The organism is Evansella halocellulosilytica (genome assembly GCF_002335745.1).
GTDB classification, from domain to species: Bacteria; Bacillota; Bacilli; order Bacillales; family Salisediminibacteriaceae; genus Bacillus_CA; species Bacillus_CA halocellulosilytica.
Genome location: NZ_NIST01000001.1, coordinates 3,718,192 through 3,733,399, shown reverse-complemented (window position 1 = coordinate 3,733,399; position 15,208 = coordinate 3,718,192). Strand labels below are relative to the sequence as shown.

The following is a 15,208-nucleotide window of genomic DNA, read 5'->3' as shown; positions in this document are numbered from 1 at the left end:
GTATTAATGAAACGGGTGCCGACCTTCGTTTTTGGAAGGGGTAAACAATCGGGCAATTTGGTCACTTACTTGATTTTTTAAATGAGCGTTTAAGTACTTTGCGGTAAGAACATAGCCGCGAAAGAAGATCGTATATTCGGAAAATGTCTCATCATGGTCATTTAGCTGAACCTTGATTCCCATCTGTTTCATTTTCGATTTTGTTTTGTACAGTTCTTTGCTGAGCTCGTGAAGGGTATGCTCTAACAGGTGGAAATAAGGATCTTTTAATTTCAAAGGAGCTTCTTCCAATTTTTTTAAATCCTTTTCTAATACTTTCCGGGCCAACTCGGACAGGATGTATGATTCACTTAGGCGCTCTTCTTCAACAGTGAGCTTGGCCATCGCTGCTCCCTCCTTACATTTATAGGCGCTATGTTAAACGGTAAAGTTATGTGGATGATGAAAAATGGCAATGCTCCTGCGGAAAAACGAGCCAAGCGGGCCCCCGCAGAGAGGGACGAGCGATGAGGCTCGCGGGTGAGTCCGCTGAAAGCGACCAATTTGCATCATCAACAAGGAAGTTTAACAGAGCCACATCGAAGCGAACGTTTGTTCTACTTATTATTGTACGGATGAACGGAAAATAGTCAAGAAAAAATCCGGAAGAACGTTCCCCATTTTTCGCCATGTAAAGATTTTCTATTTATATCTTGGAAAAAGAAGGGGTATCCGGTAATGATAGGAATATTCGTCACATTTCTCTGTTTAAAAAATGTAATCTGTTATTCAAAAATGTGTACAAGCCCTTATTGTAGAGGTAAAATCAATAAAGGTGCTGGTTACATAAAACGAAGCTCAAGCTCGTCTTATAGGTGAGGAGGGTCTGACAGAGGGATATGTGTACGAACGCATTATGAAGGATTACGCAAAGATAGGAGATGTTCAACGTGAAAAAACAAACGATGATAATGCTATTACTAAGTATAACTTGCCTGCTCATTATTGCAGCTTGTAACGGGGAAGAACAAGCAGGCTCCTCCACTGATTATCCGCAATTAAATGATGAAGTTGCTGAAGATGAAAGAGAAGCAGTTATTAAAACGAACAAGGGAGATATCCACGTAAAACTGTTCCCGGAGTTCGCACCAAAAGCAGTTGAAAACTTTTTATCTTTAAGTGAAGAAGGATACTACGATGGAGTCATTTTCCACCGAGTTATTGAAGACTTTATGATTCAAGGCGGAGACCCTAATGGGGATGGAACGGGTGGAGAAAGCATATATGGAGAAGCGTTTGAAGATGAGTTTTCAGATGCATTAGGCCACTTTAAAGGAGCACTTGCAATGGCGAACAGTGGACCAAACACGAACGGAAGTCAATTTTATATCGTTCAAGCACCTCCGTTCGATCAAGAAGTACTAGACATGATTATGGATCAGCATAACTTAGAAATTCCGGAAGAGAAACAAGAGCATTATAAGGAATTAGGCGGGACTCCTCACCTTGACCCAGGGCATACTGTCTTTGGTCACGTCATCGAGGGGCTCGATGTCGTAGATGAAATTGCACAATTAGAAACAGACATGCAGGATAAGCCTATCGAGGATGTGGTGATCGAAACGGTTGAGGTTATCGACTAATATGCCAGCCATTTTTTTGTTGTAAAAAGATATACATCACCATAAAAAAGAGGAAGAGGGTGTCGCCAAAAGCATAGACTTTGGGACACCCTCTTCTTTGTCCATTATAGGTTAGTCACGAAATGCATAATAGATCATAATGATAACTGTTGCAAAAGCTAAAATGATAAATGGCCCTTCCATTAATGCACCGCCGCCATTCTCACCGTCTTCTGCTGCTGCTAATGCAGTTGCAAATGGTGTGAATACAAACATAATCGTTAATAAAGACCAAGGCAACAATCGTTTAAGCATACTTATATCCTCCTAACATTATTACTATAAAAGGTTGTTCAAAAGTTTGAAATAAAGGTCAACGTCACTTATGAGTGTGATCTAGTGATAGTCATGAAGTTCGTTGAAAGGAAATTATGTAGCAAATTCAGATACTATAAACAGATTAAACGTCTTATCGGGAACGAAGTTCAACAAACTGCTTTTTGCAGTTATCAATTCATATCTGTATGAGTACCTATAAAATATTTCTAGCTTTTGAACATACACAACTATACATCAATTTTAATTATAGTGTTGTTTTCTTATTCTCGCAATTGAAAAAGAAAAATATTCACAGGTCAAAACAGGTCGATTGTATATAGCGCAAACACGGAAAAAGTGGTATGATTTTCATGGGTAAAAAGAATCTATAGTGATAATCGGGTGGGTTGAGGAGGAAGAAAGTATGACGATAGACAGTGGAATCCTGCTGGAAAGTGGTACAAATGAGTTAGAAATCATTGATTTTCAAATAGGGGAAGGGTTATTTGGGATTAATGTGATGAAAGTGAGAGAAATTATTCAGCCGTTACCTATAACAAAAATCCCCCATTCACACCCGCATGTAGAAGGGGTTATTCGATTAAGGGAGGAAATTATTCCTGTTATTCAATTAGCCAAAGCAATTGGATTTACTGAACCAACAGATTCAAAGCAAAGTAAATTGATTGTTTCTGAATTGAATCAAATGAAGGTCGCTTTTCACGTAGGCTGTGTATCAAAAATTCACCGCTTATCTTGGGAACAGATAGAAAAACCAACAGAGCTTAGTGAGGGACTACAGGCATTAACGGTCGGGGTCGTTAAAATGGATGAAAGAATGATTCTGCTTTTAGATTTTGAAAAGATCGTTTATGATATTATTCCCGGAGCGAAATTAACCATGAATTCTTCAAAAGTGGCCAACAAAACGGAGCGCGGAAAAAGAAAAATTTTAATTGCTGAAGATTCTTCGGTATTACGTCAATTGCTGCAAAATACGTTAAATGTAGCTGGTTATACGCAATTAACATTTTCAGAGGATGGAAAAGAAGCTTGGGCACAGTTGGAAAGCATGAAAGAAGGGAAAACTCTCTTTGACGGGGTCATTACCGATATAGAAATGCCTCAAATGGATGGACATCATTTAACAAAACGAGTCAAAGAAGACGTACAGTTAAAAGACTTACCAGTAGTCATTTTTTCATCATTAATTTCAGGTGATTTATTTCATAAAGGTGAGAAAGTTGGAGCTGATTACCAAGTAAGCAAACCAGACATTGAAAAAATAGTAAATGCTTTAGATGAGTTGTTACATATATAATTAAAATTCAAGGGTGGACGCACCTTTGAATTTTTTTTGGGATTTATTTAATAATGTCGTGACATATTGACCTTACTGTTATATAATAATAAAAAATAATAGGTATCTGTTTATAACAAAATTAGAGTGGAAGGCATAGTATGTAGTAGTTAAGTTTAGTATATACGTGTCTGTTTACAGGGTTATGGTTACTCTTGTACTGTTTTTATGGTCTTTGTTGGATTCTGTTATAAGACAATTCGTGGACTTGAAGGAGGGGAAAACAAATATGTTAATTCCTAGTACTGAGTTTTTTAAAAACCTGCCGCCAAAAGAGTGTGTAAAATGTGGGGATAAAATCGATGAAATGCACGATTGCTATTCTCATAAATGTGATAACTGCGAAAAGGAAATTCATTAAATGACAATTCATTCGTACCAGGCATATCCAATTGTTGCAGATTGATGATCTGTAAGGATAATTGGAGTGTCTGGTATTTTTTCGTTCATATTTAATTAAAAATAAAAGAAAGAAGAGAAGTTGCGTCAAACCCAAGAGAAGTTGCGCCAAACTCGAGAGAAGTTGCGTCAAACCCAAGAGAAGTTGCGTCAAACCCAAGAGAAGTTGCGCCAAACTCAAGAGAAGTTGCGCCAAACTCGAGAGAAGTTGCGTCAAACCCAAGAGAAGTTGCGCCAAACTCGAGAGAAGCTGCGTCAAACCCAAGAGAAGTTGCGCCAAACTCGAGAGAAGCTGCGTCAAACCCAAGAGAAGTTGCGTCAAACCCAAGAGAAGTTGCGCCAAACTCGAGAGAAGTTGCGTCAAACCCAAGAGAAGTTGCGCCAAACCTAAGAGAAGTTGTATAAAAGTGGAGGAAATGGTTGTTTCGTTCATAAACTAGAATATATGATGATTTATAAAGAAGTTTGAGTTATTGATCAAGTTGGAGGTGACATAATCCATTGATTGTAAGGGAAAGGCAGCATTCGTTTATACTCATTGAGCAGCATGAACATGCACTTATTTCTGGACTGTTCGCTCAGTTATGGAAAGACGCTTATTTCCTTCAGCACGAACGAAGAAAAGATGTAAACTTCGCCATTCAACAACATGATGTAAGTTGGGTGCCGCTTGATGATCATCCGATATATTTGTTAGACGAAGATCGACCGGCAGCTTTTACAGAATATCCTCTTGAAAAAAAGCTCCATGCATATAAGCGAGGAGTGGACCAAGTAAGTGCTGAAAATTTATATGCAGGTTATTTAATTAGTTTGCACTATACAAGTTTTTTTGAGGGGAAAAAAGACCCGCGAGCTCTTACGTTTAAACATTTTGAAGAATGTCGCCAACAAAGAATTGAAAAAGAATTACAGTTACATGTTCAAGAAGTCTCAGAGCCCATACAATTTCATTTTGACTTATTACAGTTTTGTGATGATTTATCTCTTTTTCTTTGCATGAATGAATGGGGAGTGTCAAAAGAAAATGAGTTTTCATGGTTTAAAGAGGGATTTCGACAACGTTTTGCTCCATTGAACGATGACAAGCATTGTGCCAACTGGGATGGAGAGAATACCGTACAACTCACTTCCTTTCCTTTTGAAAAAGAATTTAATATTGACATTCCTTATAAAGAGTTGATGAAAAATCGAATAAACAAAGAGGAATTTCCAATGTATTATCAGCAAGAAAAAAAACAATACCATTCCGTGACGATAAGGTGTCATACGTAGCGGTTAAAAAAGGTGTTTCCAACGTATCATGTGGATCCAACTTTTTTTATTACAATTTCCTTGCAGTACCTTCTATCTTTTGCTGACAACATTGTCCGTGCTACGTCATTTATTATCCTAAATAATGATAACAGAATGACGTACACGGGCACTCTTTTTACATGGGGTTTATCCCAGCCGTCCACTTAACACATTTAAAAGGGTTATGATTTTACTTAACTGATATAGGACGATAAGATAAAAGAGAGAAAACTCTATATTGGAGGAAACAGATGAGAGGATATATCGTCAAAACAGAAGAAATGGTAAAGGATTTTTTTAAGGATGATTCAACGGGGCATGACTGGTTTCATACAGATCGTGTTCGGAAAAATGCTTTGCACATTGCAAAACAGGAAAAAGCAGATCCGTTTATTTGTGAAATGGCAGCTCTCTTACACGATGTTGCTGATGATAAATTTCATTCGAGTGAAGAGGAAGGTCTTCAACTTGTACAAGCGTGGTTAACAGAATTAGAGATTGACGAAAGCAAGAAGAGCAATATCATTCAATCGATTAAAACAGTATCCTTTAAAGGTGGCAACAATACGTCTCCTGTCAATATAGAAGGAGAAGTAGTCCAAGATGCCGATCGGTTAGATGCGATAGGAGCGATCGGAATCGCTAGAACGTTCATGTTTGCAGGTGCTCATGCAGACTCGATGTATTTACCAGATCTTGAGGTTCGAGATGAGATGACAGTTGAACAATATCGCCAGCAGCGCTCTTCTGCTATTCATCATTTCTACGAAAAACTGTTGAAATTGAGAGGTGGAATAAAGACAGCGACCGGGAAAAAAATGGCAGAAGAAAGACATCAATTTTTAGAAGATTTCCTTACGCAGTTTTTGGAAGAATGGGAAGGAAAACGTTAAAAAAGTGAAACCTTTGCCTATCTTTCATCGTCAAATAAAGAGAATATACATAAACAAAACTTTACTTGTCGTTCATGTTGTTCGCAGTAAGCGAATTGCCTAGAAATTCTTAATCCTTCGTGCAAATAAAAAGGTCAGTCGCTCGTTAGCGATGACCTTTCAACTTCATTATTTTAATACCTTTTTGCACCTAAATAGCGGGACTGCCAATAATCCTCACTTAAATTTGACACTGTCACACCTGAAGAGGTACCAGTATGAATAAAGTCTCCATCACCTAAATAAATGCCAGCATGAGATGGTCCGTTAGTATACGTTTGGAAAAACACGAAATCTCCCCTTTGCGGTGAAGAGACAGATGTACTGGCATCCCAAATATCGCTGACAGTACGTGGGAGTGATATCCCATTATTTTCATACACATAAACGAGAAAGCCGCTGCAATCAAAGCCGGATGGTGAAGTGCCACCCCAAACATACGGTGAACCGATTAATTGTTTAGCACTTGAAATAACACTTTCAACTGAAGAAGAGCTTTTACTTTCAGAGCTGTTTGATTCATCTTTTTCTTTTGATTCATTTTTTTCTGATGAGGTATTTTCCTTTTCTTGTGCTGCTCTTTCTTCTTTAATTTTCTTTAAGTTATTTGATGATAAAAACTCTTTAACCTCATTTCCTGCTAAGCCATCAACGGAAAGGCCATGTTCGCGTTGCAGCATTCTTATCGCCTGTTGTGTTTCACTGCCGAAGTGGCCATCAATCGAGCCGTTATAATATCCCGCTTTTTGCAACTGCTTTTGTAGTGATTCGATTTCTTCACCTTTGTCTCCGTGCTGGTAGTAGTTACGTTCTTCTGCTTCTTCTGTCTGTGAAGTGTTCTCAGACATTGTATACACAGTCGGAATATGCTCTTGCTGACCAGGAACAAAAACAGGGTTTAGTTTTTGCCTTCCATCAATAGCTGAGTAATTGATTTTCTTTTTGATTCCTAGAATGTGTTTGGCGGTTTCTTCTCCAACAATACCGTCAATTTTTAAGCCATGATCGCGTTGGTAGTGTTTAACGGCATCCTTCGTCTTTTCGCCAAAAACGCCGTCAATGGAAGTGACATAGTATCCGCTGTCAGATAAATTCTTTTGAATCGTCTTGACTTTTTCTCCTTGATCACCGACTGATAAAAGAGTATCCTTGGGCCAAGGCGACTCGAGAGATGTATGATTTAAGTCACGATCTTGATTGAACTTTTCTTGATCTTCTCTTGAGAGTTCCTTGCTTCTTAGCGTCGTCTGTCTCGGAACTAATGAGAGGGAAATCTCAGAACTTGTTTTTATTTGTTTGTCAGTGCGGTTCGTTTGTTGAATAACTGGAGGTACTAATGCCATACTTTGTCGGTAAGGATGAGCTTCTACTTTAGACGAAGGAAACAATAGCTCAAACTCATTGATTGAGCTTTGCTCTTTGTCTTCTACAGATGCCTGATTTACGAGGATAGGAGCTAAGGCAGCACTGGTGACAACAGATGTAAAAACAACCTTTCCTTTACGGCTTTTCAGTTTAGACATGCATAAACCTCCTATTTTTCGTCCAAGTAAAATCTCGTACTGAAAATATTTTATGACCAATATTTATTGAGTAGAACATTGAGAAGATGATTGAACAAGTTAAATATAGGGAAGAGTACAAAATAGCAATAATGACCTAGTAAGGAATCTCGCGTAAAAGTTGTAAGCTCTTTTCGCATAGATTGTTGTTTTATTGAGCATTCGAAGAAGTGAAAGAGTACGCCAGTAACGGTTCGTACAATCATATTATATTATCCAAAAGCAACAATCTTTAATAAAACAGCCAAAACATAAGTGAACGGAAGAAAGGATGAAACAAATGCAATTAAAAGAGAAAAAAGTATTAACAATCGTTGACCATGAATTTGAAGACTTAGAGCTCATGTATCCTCACCTTCGTTTAAAAGAAGAAGGTGCAATTGCTCATATTGCCGGGAATAAATCAAATGAAACGTATATAGGAAAATATGGTGTCCCGGTAACACCTGATTACCATTTTGACCAAGTGAATATTGAAGAATATGATGGATTACTCGTTCCAGGTGGATGGGCACCTGATAAATTAAGACGGTATGATAAAGTGTTAGAAATGGTTCATTATATGAATGAACAAAAACGTGTCATTGGACAAATATGCCATGCTGGTTGGGTACTAATTTCAGCAGATATTTTGAAGGGTAAAAAAGTCACTTCAACCCCTGGCATTAAACATGACATGATGAACGCAGGTGCAGAGTGGTACAATGAAGAAGTGATTGTGGACGGCCATATCATTTCGAGCAGACGTCCGCCCGATTTACCTGCTTATGGAAAAGCGTTGGCAGATGCCTTGAAAAAATCAAAATAACTGCGTTAGCTGTAGAAGACGCAGTCTTAATATATGGTGCTAAGCTGCTCAGAAGGTTCGAAAGTGGCTGGCACTTTGTTTCGTTGTAGCTTGTCATATACTATGAACATCAAAGCCGTCGGAGGGCGAAAAAGGAATGAATACAGAAGCCAAGTTTCAATGGGTAGACGAAATAAAAGAATCAACCTTTCTCTTACATGAAAAAAATCCACATTTTCATCATGAAGGATTACAAGACTATTTATCTTACTATCGTTTTTCTGTCCAGCATATTGAGGAATACCGATGCGGGAGCATTACAGTTAATGGGAAAAAACAATTTTTACAACTCTTTTTAAGAAATAATCCTAAAGGAACTGTCTTTTTTGTTCACGGATACTTAGATCACAGCGGCGGACTAAGCCGAACAGTTAATCATTTATTAGAAGAGAACTATCAAGTAGTCATGCTTGATTTACCCGGACACGGGTTTTCAGAAGGAGAGGAAGGTGTCATTTCTGACTTCGAGGATTATGTTCTGGCGATTGAAGAAGGCTACACGTATATATGTGACACACTGCGAGTCAATTCAGTCATTGGTTTAGGACATAGTACAGGGGCGGCGATTTTATTTCACGCAAGCACTGAAAAAAAAGTGACTTTATCCAGGCTCATTTTAGTTGCACCACTTTATATACCTTACCGTTGGAATTTATTTAAAGGTTTTTTGCTGTCCTTAGGCAAAATATTACCGAAGAAAAAGCGAGCTTTTAAGAAGAATTCGGATGATTTCTTTTACAAAAATTTTATCCGAAATGATCCTTTACAAGTACAGATGTTAAAAGCAGACTGGCTTGTAGCACTAGAGGATTGGCGCATAAAGATCCTTGATTGTCCGAATGAAACGGTGCCGACATATTTATTACAAGGAACAAAAGATACAACAGTAGAGTGGAGAAGAAATATAAAATTTTATAAACAAAAGTGTTCTCACTTTCAAGCTGCCTTATTTGAAGGAGGCAGGCACCAGCTGCTGAATGAGCGAATTGAAATTCGCGAACATGTACATAAAAGAATCAGTTCGTTTTTAAATGAGAGGTACTGAAATTTTCATGTGACGATTCATCTAATTGTACAGGAAAACCAGAAGCGATTGCTGAAAGAACTGCCCCAGATGCTTGGATCCAAGATCCGAGAACAGCTATGAAGGGATCGTTTATTTCAAAGTCTCGAATGTATACGATCGCTTGCAATAAAGCACCGACAGACTGAAGTGCATTACCTTTTATATTTAAACGTTCAGACAACGTTATTGCTTCTTGTGCTTTAATCACATTCATTTCAATATATGCTCCGAGTGATTGAAGGGCGTTTCCTAAAAACAACATATTTTCGTCTAGTATATTAGTGGGCACGTTCTTAAGTTCTTCTGATACAATCAGTGTGTTCCCGGACGCTCCAATAATATTGCCGCTAATACTTACTCGTGTAAAACGATTAGCAAGATCCTCTTCAATCGCTTTGCCTGATGCTTGAATAAGGTTGCCGATAGCTTGAAAACTTTGTCCTATTATCATCTCATTGCGAATATTTACTTGTTTATTTTTAGCTTGAACCGTACTTGCCGTAGCGGCAATGATGTTTCCGACTGCTTGTGTCCACCCGCCTACTATTTCGTAAACAGAATTCGTCATTATTTACTCACCAATCTTCCGAACCATCTTCTTTATCGTATTCATACAAATTGATCGTTGTTCGGGAGTAAGCCGGTATACAACTAAGAAAAAATGAGTACAAGTTCCATTGTATGGATTTCTTGTACTCACTTTTTCTATCTCTCGTAAGGGATATTTAAGATTTCAGGTACTGTAACAAATTCGTACCCTTGTTCTTGCAACTCCGGTATAATCTGGTGAAGTGCTTCAATCGTTTCTGTTTGATCACCGTCTGCATCTGCTCCATCATGCATAAGTACAATTGCACCTGGATGAATTTCATTAAACACATTTTGGGCAATTTCATCAGGTGTAAGCTCTTGCCAATCAAGTGAATCAACTGACCATCCGATTACTGAATATTCCAGTTCAGCCAGTCTTTCAACGAGCTCCTGGAATAAGAACCCATATGGAGGGCGGAATAATGTTGTTCGGTAGTTAATAATTGCTGCAAGTGTATCATCTGTTCTGCTAACTTCTCTTTCTAATACTGCAACCTCGCCTTGTTCAACAAGGTCAGGATGCCAGTATGTATGGTTTCCGACAATGTGACCTTCATCGACGACTCTTCTTGCTAAATCAGGATATGCTTCCGCTCTTGCTCCCATTAAGAAAAACGTAGCTGGAACACCATACTCGTTTAAAACATCTAAAATTTGTGGAGTAAACCGCGGATCTGGACCATCATCAAATGTCAACGCAATTTGATTCTCTGTAGTCGGTCCATGTAAAAATACCGTGTCAGGAAACATTTGCTGCAAAGTTGTTAATGGGATAGGATCAAGTGACCGGTTTTCGTCTTCTGGTCCACCTTTAAAATCAGGGGGACCTTCCGGATTTGCTTTGTCTTTTTTCCACCACCAAGCAAATTCTGCATTATTTCCAGCTTCTTGATGAGCATAAACATTAACCATTGCGATTGTTTGGATACAAACGATTAACGCTACGACAGTGAAAAACTTTATCATGTTTCTGTTCATGTTTTCATCTCCTTATTCTATTTTTCAATGTTATTTTTAGAAGTTCATGACGATTTATTCATTTCATACGATTCAGAGCGAAAGAATAGGAAGCGGAACAAAAAGTGTGAAAGCCCTTCACTTTCTATTATCACGTCAATTTTGTATAATCAATATAAGAACAAACATTCGGTTAAGTTCTAATTATTACAGATCAATGCCGAAATATTTTATAACGAAAATCTAAGCGACCGCAGGTGATAACATGTTCTTAAAAAGAATTAAGCTTCTACATGAACATCTTCCTTCTAATAATAAGTATCCATTTTCAATTCCCTCAATTAAAAACTTGGATCAATTGGAGTTGAATAACAGTGTTACTTTTTTTGTTGGGGAAAATGGTTCAGGTAAATCGACGTTGTTGGAAGCAATTGCAGATAAATGCGAATTTAATACAGCAGGAGGAGGTCGTAATAACGCTTTTAATCTTCATGCATCTCAAGCAGCACTTGGCGAATACATAAGGCTTTCCTGGCTCCCTAAAGTTACGAATGGCTTCTTTCTTCGTGCAGAGTCCGAGTCCTTTTACAACTTTGCTTCTCATATAGAAGAAATTGGAGCTGAAGATGTATATGGTGGAATCTCTTTACATGATCAATCACATGGGGAATCTTTTTTATCTCTTTTTTTAAACCGATTTCAAGGGAGAGGGATTTATCTGCTAGATGAACCAGAGGCAGCATTGTCACCGCAACGACAACTCTCTTTTTTAAAAATCTTGCATGATTCCGTCTTATCTGGTGATAGGCAGTTTATTATTGCTACACATTCTCCAATCCTTTTAGGTTATCCTCATGCGACCATATTCAGTTTTGATAATGGCAAAATCCATGAGGTCGATTATGAGTCGACAGACCATTATCAAATTACAAAATATTTTTTACTACATAGAAAAAAGTTTTTGCAAGAGATTTTAGATCAGTAATATCACTAAATGATAGAAACTTCCCTACCTCGATTTTAGAAGATCTTTTATGCAAATGTTGATTCATGTTTAAAATAGCCCTTATAAAATGGTACAATTTCATTGATAGAATGATAAAGGAAATATAATCATTCCTATAATAAACAATGAGTGACTGGGACATTTTCGTGGAGGGATTTGAATGGGAGAAAAGAAAGACATGTCAAAAATGAAATTATTTACATTAAACTCAAATGTCGCTTTAGCTGAAGAGATTGCCGAGCATATCGGAGTTGATATAGGAAAGAGTTCGGTCCGAAAGTTCAGTGATGGCGAGATCCAAATGAATATTGAAGAAAGTATTCGAGGTTGTGATGTTTATCTCATTCAATCAACTTCCCAGCCAGGTAACGATTACTTAATGGAACTGCTCATAATGATCGATGCGATGAAGAGGGCATCAGCTGAAACGATCAATTGTGTTATTCCTTATTTCGGCTATTCACGGCAAGACCGAAAAGCACGATCCAGAGAGCCGATTACAGCGAAGTTAATTGCGAATTTATTACAAAAAGCAGGTGCCTCACGAGTCATGACAGTTGATCTGCATTCACCTCAAGTACAAGGATTTTTTAATATCCCTGTCGATCAATTACTCGCGTTGCCGATCTTGTCACAATACTTTATCGATAAGTCTTTAGATGACATCGTCATCGTTGCCCCAGAAAATACTGGGGTCGTCCGAGCAAGACAGCTAGCGAATGTACTACATGCACCTATTGCCTTACTCGATCGAAACCGTATACAACCAAACGCTTCCCGAGGAACAGATATTATCGGAGATGTCAAAGGGAAAACAGCTATTATTATTGATGATATGGTTGATACTGCTAGAACGATAAAATCTGCTTCGAAAGCTCTTATAGCAAAAGGTGCGAAAGAAGTGTATGCTTGCTGTACTCACCCCGTACTTTCTGAACCTGCAGTTACGTGGATTCAGGAATCGGAGATCAAAGAGTTAGTTACAACGAACACGATCGATATACCTGAGGAAAAGAAAATTGAAAAATTAACGACACTATCGATTGCCCCGCTTTTAGCTGAAATGATTCTAAAAGTACAAAAAAATGAATCAGTCAGCCCTTTGTTTGAAACAAAGAGCAAACAATAGAACAATGTATTGATAAAAATATGCCATGACTACGTACAAGATATCCTTTCATATAGGAATTTTGATCGTAGTCTTTTTTTGATTAATTAAAGTGTAAAATTCATCGGAAAACGTGCTCTTTATTTAATAATCATGACAGCACAGTTAGCTCTTTTGGCAACTTTATGACTAACGCTTCCGAGAACGAGCTCCTGAAGTCGATTACGTCCGCGACTGCCAAGAACGACGATATCAAAGTTATTTTCATTTGCGTGTTTAACGATCGCAGGACCTGGTTCGCCTCTTAAATACTCCACTTCATAACAGAGGTTCGCTTCTTTTATTTTTTCCTCAGTAGGTTTCAGTTTATCAATCTGCTTTTCATGGAAAGACTCTATATTCCATTGATCAAACTCCTCTGTGTTGGATCGATCTACAACATAGACGATATGAACGATAGTCTCTGGATCACATTTCGCAATATCTATCGCTTTTAATGTTGCTCGAAGTGCGTATTCAGATCCGTCCGAGGCCAATAATATTTTCTTAAACATCACAACCACCTTATTTCATACGGTTAAATGATTTCCGCAGTTTTTCTTCACACGATTCCTCTTCATAGTTTTTTCTAATCAAGAGACAATGAAACGTCTTTTACGTATCTTTCTTCTAATAGATTACCTTTTATACAATCGATGAACGATAAAGACGTTGTCAAAGTGGAAGGAAACATTTACTGAATATATATATGGAAAAAATTAACTGTAGGCTTTTTCGGTCATCTTGGTTACTACTATTAAAAATTGTAGGATTTGAAAGGAGAAGCTCAATGAAAAGGAATCGCTGGTTAATTGCACTTTCTGCGATATTTATTCATTTATCAATTGGTTCTGTATATGCCTACAGTGTTTTTCAAACCCCTTTAAGAGATGAATTAGGGTGGGACGGGACGACTGTAACGGTCGCATTTACAATTGCTATCTTTTTTTTAGGAACATCAGCTGCTTTTTTCGGGAAGTTTGTTGAAAAAAGAGGTCCACGTGTCTCAGCATTTGTGGCAGCAGTATTATTTAGCAGCGGTTTAATTGGAACGGGTCTATCGATTGGTGCAGGCTCGTTATACGGGTTTTACGTAACATATGGGGTTATCGGTGGGTTTGGACTTGGTATCGGTTATATTGCCCCCGTTTCAACACTTGTGAAGTGGTTCCCAGATCGTCGCGGTTTAGCAACAGGTATGGCTGTTTTCGGTTTTGGAGCAGGCTCACTTATCGCGAGTCCGGTCGCAGCTCAATTAATTGAAACAATCGGTTTAACGACAACCTTTTACTTATTAGGAGGGACATACTTTATTTTGATGGCACTAGGTGCAGTTTATATTACAAGACCGCCGGAAGGGTGGATGCCTGCATCTCAAAAGGAAGAAACCGATGATGGGAAATTAGAAGAAAAAGAAGATCTGTCACAATTGACTGCGAATGAAGCAATCAAAACGAAGCGATTCTGGCTTTTATGGTGGATGATGTTTATTAATATTTCTGCCGGGATTATGCTCATTGCTGTTGCATCCCCGATGGCACAGGAAACAGTTGGAATGACCGCAATTACTGCAGCTACAATGGTCGGCGTAATGGGACTTTTTAACGGTGGAGGAAGGATTGCATGGGCATCGTTCTCTGATTATATCGGCAGGGAAAATATTTATCTCTTATTTTTTATCGTCCAGCTAGTTGCATTCTTCATTTTACCGTGGATTACGAATGCGATTCTTTTTCAAATAGTAATGTATTTAATCGTTTCAATGTACGGTGGCGGTTTTGCTTCTTTGCCAGCATTCATTGGTGATTTGTTTGGGACAAAGCAACTAGGTGCGATTCATGGTTATTTATTAACCTCATGGGCACTTGCGGGTGTCGTAGGACCATTAATTGTCTCTTCGATTCGTGAAACGATGGGCTCTTATGATTCGGCCTTTTACATTTTTGCTGGATTACTCGCTTCAGCATTAGGGGCTTCATTACTAATGAAACGAGACATAAAAGGTATCCAAAAGGAAAAGTTAATTTTAGCTGATCAACGTTAGGAAAAGATAGCCTAAGTTCGATGAAGATGCAGATTGAATCATTTTTATGAATATATGATGACAGAAAGAGCAGCGTGAAATG

At 38.2% G+C, this 15,208-nt stretch carries 17 protein-coding genes; 11 read left to right on the top strand and 6 right to left on the bottom strand.

Features of this window, described 5'->3' with window-relative positions; translation table 11 throughout:
* Positions 1–3: 3 nt before the first annotated feature.
* A complete protein-coding gene (locus tag CD001_RS17775; RefSeq protein ID WP_096188950.1) occupies positions 4–384 on the bottom strand; it encodes a hypothetical protein in 381 nt (126 codons plus the stop codon).
* A 536-nt stretch (positions 385–920) separates the two neighbouring features.
* Here CD001_RS17775 and CD001_RS17770 point away from each other — a divergent pair.
* Positions 921–1,622, top strand: a complete 702-nt coding sequence (locus CD001_RS17770) for a peptidylprolyl isomerase (protein WP_096188949.1) — start codon at positions 921–923, stop codon at positions 1,620–1,622.
* A gap of 111 nt (positions 1,623–1,733) precedes the next feature.
* On the opposite strand, the gene CD001_RS17765 is transcribed toward CD001_RS17770, so the two are convergent.
* A complete protein-coding gene (locus tag CD001_RS17765; RefSeq protein WP_096188948.1) occupies positions 1,734–1,916 on the bottom strand; it encodes a hypothetical protein in 183 nt (60 codons plus the stop codon).
* A 427-nt stretch (positions 1,917–2,343) separates the two neighbouring features.
* Here CD001_RS17765 and CD001_RS17760 point away from each other — a divergent pair, with 427 nt between their 5' ends.
* From CD001_RS17760 to CD001_RS17740, 5 genes are all read left to right on the top strand, one after another.
* Complete coding sequence (locus CD001_RS17760) at positions 2,344–3,240, top strand: chemotaxis protein (RefSeq protein ID WP_096188947.1); 897 nt, start codon at positions 2,344–2,346, stop codon at positions 3,238–3,240.
* Between the two features lie 184 nt (positions 3,241–3,424).
* On the top strand, positions 3,425–3,640 hold the full coding sequence (gene yhfH, locus CD001_RS27370) for a protein YhfH (protein ID WP_407081113.1): 216 nt from the start codon (positions 3,425–3,427) through the stop codon (positions 3,638–3,640).
* A gap of 120 nt (positions 3,641–3,760) precedes the next feature.
* A complete protein-coding gene (locus CD001_RS17750) occupies positions 3,761–4,069 on the top strand; it encodes a hypothetical protein (protein WP_096188945.1) in 309 nt (102 codons plus the stop codon).
* Positions 4,070–4,179: 110 nt separating this feature from the next.
* Positions 4,180–4,953 carry a DUF3891 family protein gene (locus CD001_RS17745; RefSeq protein ID WP_096188944.1) on the top strand — a complete coding sequence of 258 codons (774 nt, stop codon included), beginning with the start codon at positions 4,180–4,182 and terminating at the stop codon, positions 4,951–4,953.
* A 272-nt stretch (positions 4,954–5,225) separates the two neighbouring features.
* Positions 5,226–5,867 carry an HD domain-containing protein gene (locus CD001_RS17740; RefSeq protein ID WP_096188943.1) on the top strand — a complete coding sequence of 214 codons (642 nt, stop codon included), beginning with the start codon at positions 5,226–5,228 and terminating at the stop codon, positions 5,865–5,867.
* 173 nt (positions 5,868–6,040) lie between these two features.
* Here CD001_RS17740 and CD001_RS17735 read toward each other — a convergent pair whose 3' ends face one another.
* The gene (locus CD001_RS17735) at positions 6,041–7,429 is read right to left on the bottom strand and encodes a C40 family peptidase (protein ID WP_096188942.1); all 1,389 of its coding nucleotides are present in this window, start codon (positions 7,427–7,429) and stop codon (positions 6,041–6,043) included.
* Between the two features lie 319 nt (positions 7,430–7,748).
* On the opposite strand from CD001_RS17735, the gene CD001_RS17730 reads away from it, so the two are divergent.
* Together CD001_RS17730 and CD001_RS17725 are read left to right on the top strand one after the other, a co-directional pair.
* The gene (locus tag CD001_RS17730; RefSeq protein ID WP_096188941.1) at positions 7,749–8,276 is read left to right on the top strand and encodes a type 1 glutamine amidotransferase domain-containing protein; all 528 of its coding nucleotides are present in this window, start codon (positions 7,749–7,751) and stop codon (positions 8,274–8,276) included.
* Positions 8,277–8,412: 136 nt separating this feature from the next.
* On the top strand, positions 8,413–9,360 hold the full coding sequence (locus CD001_RS17725) for an alpha/beta fold hydrolase (protein ID WP_096188940.1): 948 nt from the start codon (positions 8,413–8,415) through the stop codon (positions 9,358–9,360).
* On the opposite strand, the gene CD001_RS17720 is transcribed toward CD001_RS17725, so the two are convergent.
* Both CD001_RS17720 and CD001_RS17715 read right to left on the bottom strand, forming a co-directional pair.
* The gene (locus CD001_RS17720; protein WP_096188939.1) at positions 9,332–9,949 is read right to left on the bottom strand and encodes a DUF6944 family repetitive protein; all 618 of its coding nucleotides are present in this window, start codon (positions 9,947–9,949) and stop codon (positions 9,332–9,334) included. The genes CD001_RS17725 and CD001_RS17720 overlap by 29 nt on opposite strands.
* A 137-nt stretch (positions 9,950–10,086) precedes the next feature.
* Positions 10,087–10,950: a polysaccharide deacetylase family protein gene (locus CD001_RS17715; protein ID WP_096188938.1), complete on the bottom strand. Its 864-nt coding sequence runs from the start codon at positions 10,948–10,950 to the stop codon at positions 10,087–10,089.
* A gap of 244 nt (positions 10,951–11,194) precedes the next feature.
* Between CD001_RS17715 and CD001_RS17710 the strand changes: the two genes are divergently transcribed.
* Together CD001_RS17710 and CD001_RS17705 are read left to right on the top strand one after the other, a co-directional pair.
* Positions 11,195–11,914, top strand: coding sequence for an AAA family ATPase (locus tag CD001_RS17710; RefSeq protein WP_096188937.1), 720 nt, complete (start codon positions 11,195–11,197; stop codon positions 11,912–11,914).
* Between the two features lie 181 nt (positions 11,915–12,095).
* Complete coding sequence (locus CD001_RS17705) at positions 12,096–13,064, top strand: ribose-phosphate diphosphokinase (protein ID WP_096188936.1); 969 nt, start codon at positions 12,096–12,098, stop codon at positions 13,062–13,064.
* Positions 13,065–13,183: 119 nt separating this feature from the next.
* On the opposite strand, the gene CD001_RS17700 is transcribed toward CD001_RS17705, so the two are convergent.
* On the bottom strand, positions 13,184–13,597 hold the full coding sequence (locus tag CD001_RS17700) for a universal stress protein (RefSeq protein WP_096188935.1): 414 nt from the start codon (positions 13,595–13,597) through the stop codon (positions 13,184–13,186).
* 275 nt (positions 13,598–13,872) lie between these two features.
* On the opposite strand from CD001_RS17700, the gene CD001_RS17695 reads away from it, so the two are divergent.
* Positions 13,873–15,126 carry an L-lactate MFS transporter gene (locus CD001_RS17695; protein ID WP_096188934.1) on the top strand — a complete coding sequence of 418 codons (1,254 nt, stop codon included), beginning with the start codon at positions 13,873–13,875 and terminating at the stop codon, positions 15,124–15,126.
* Positions 15,127–15,208: the final 82 nt, after the last annotated feature.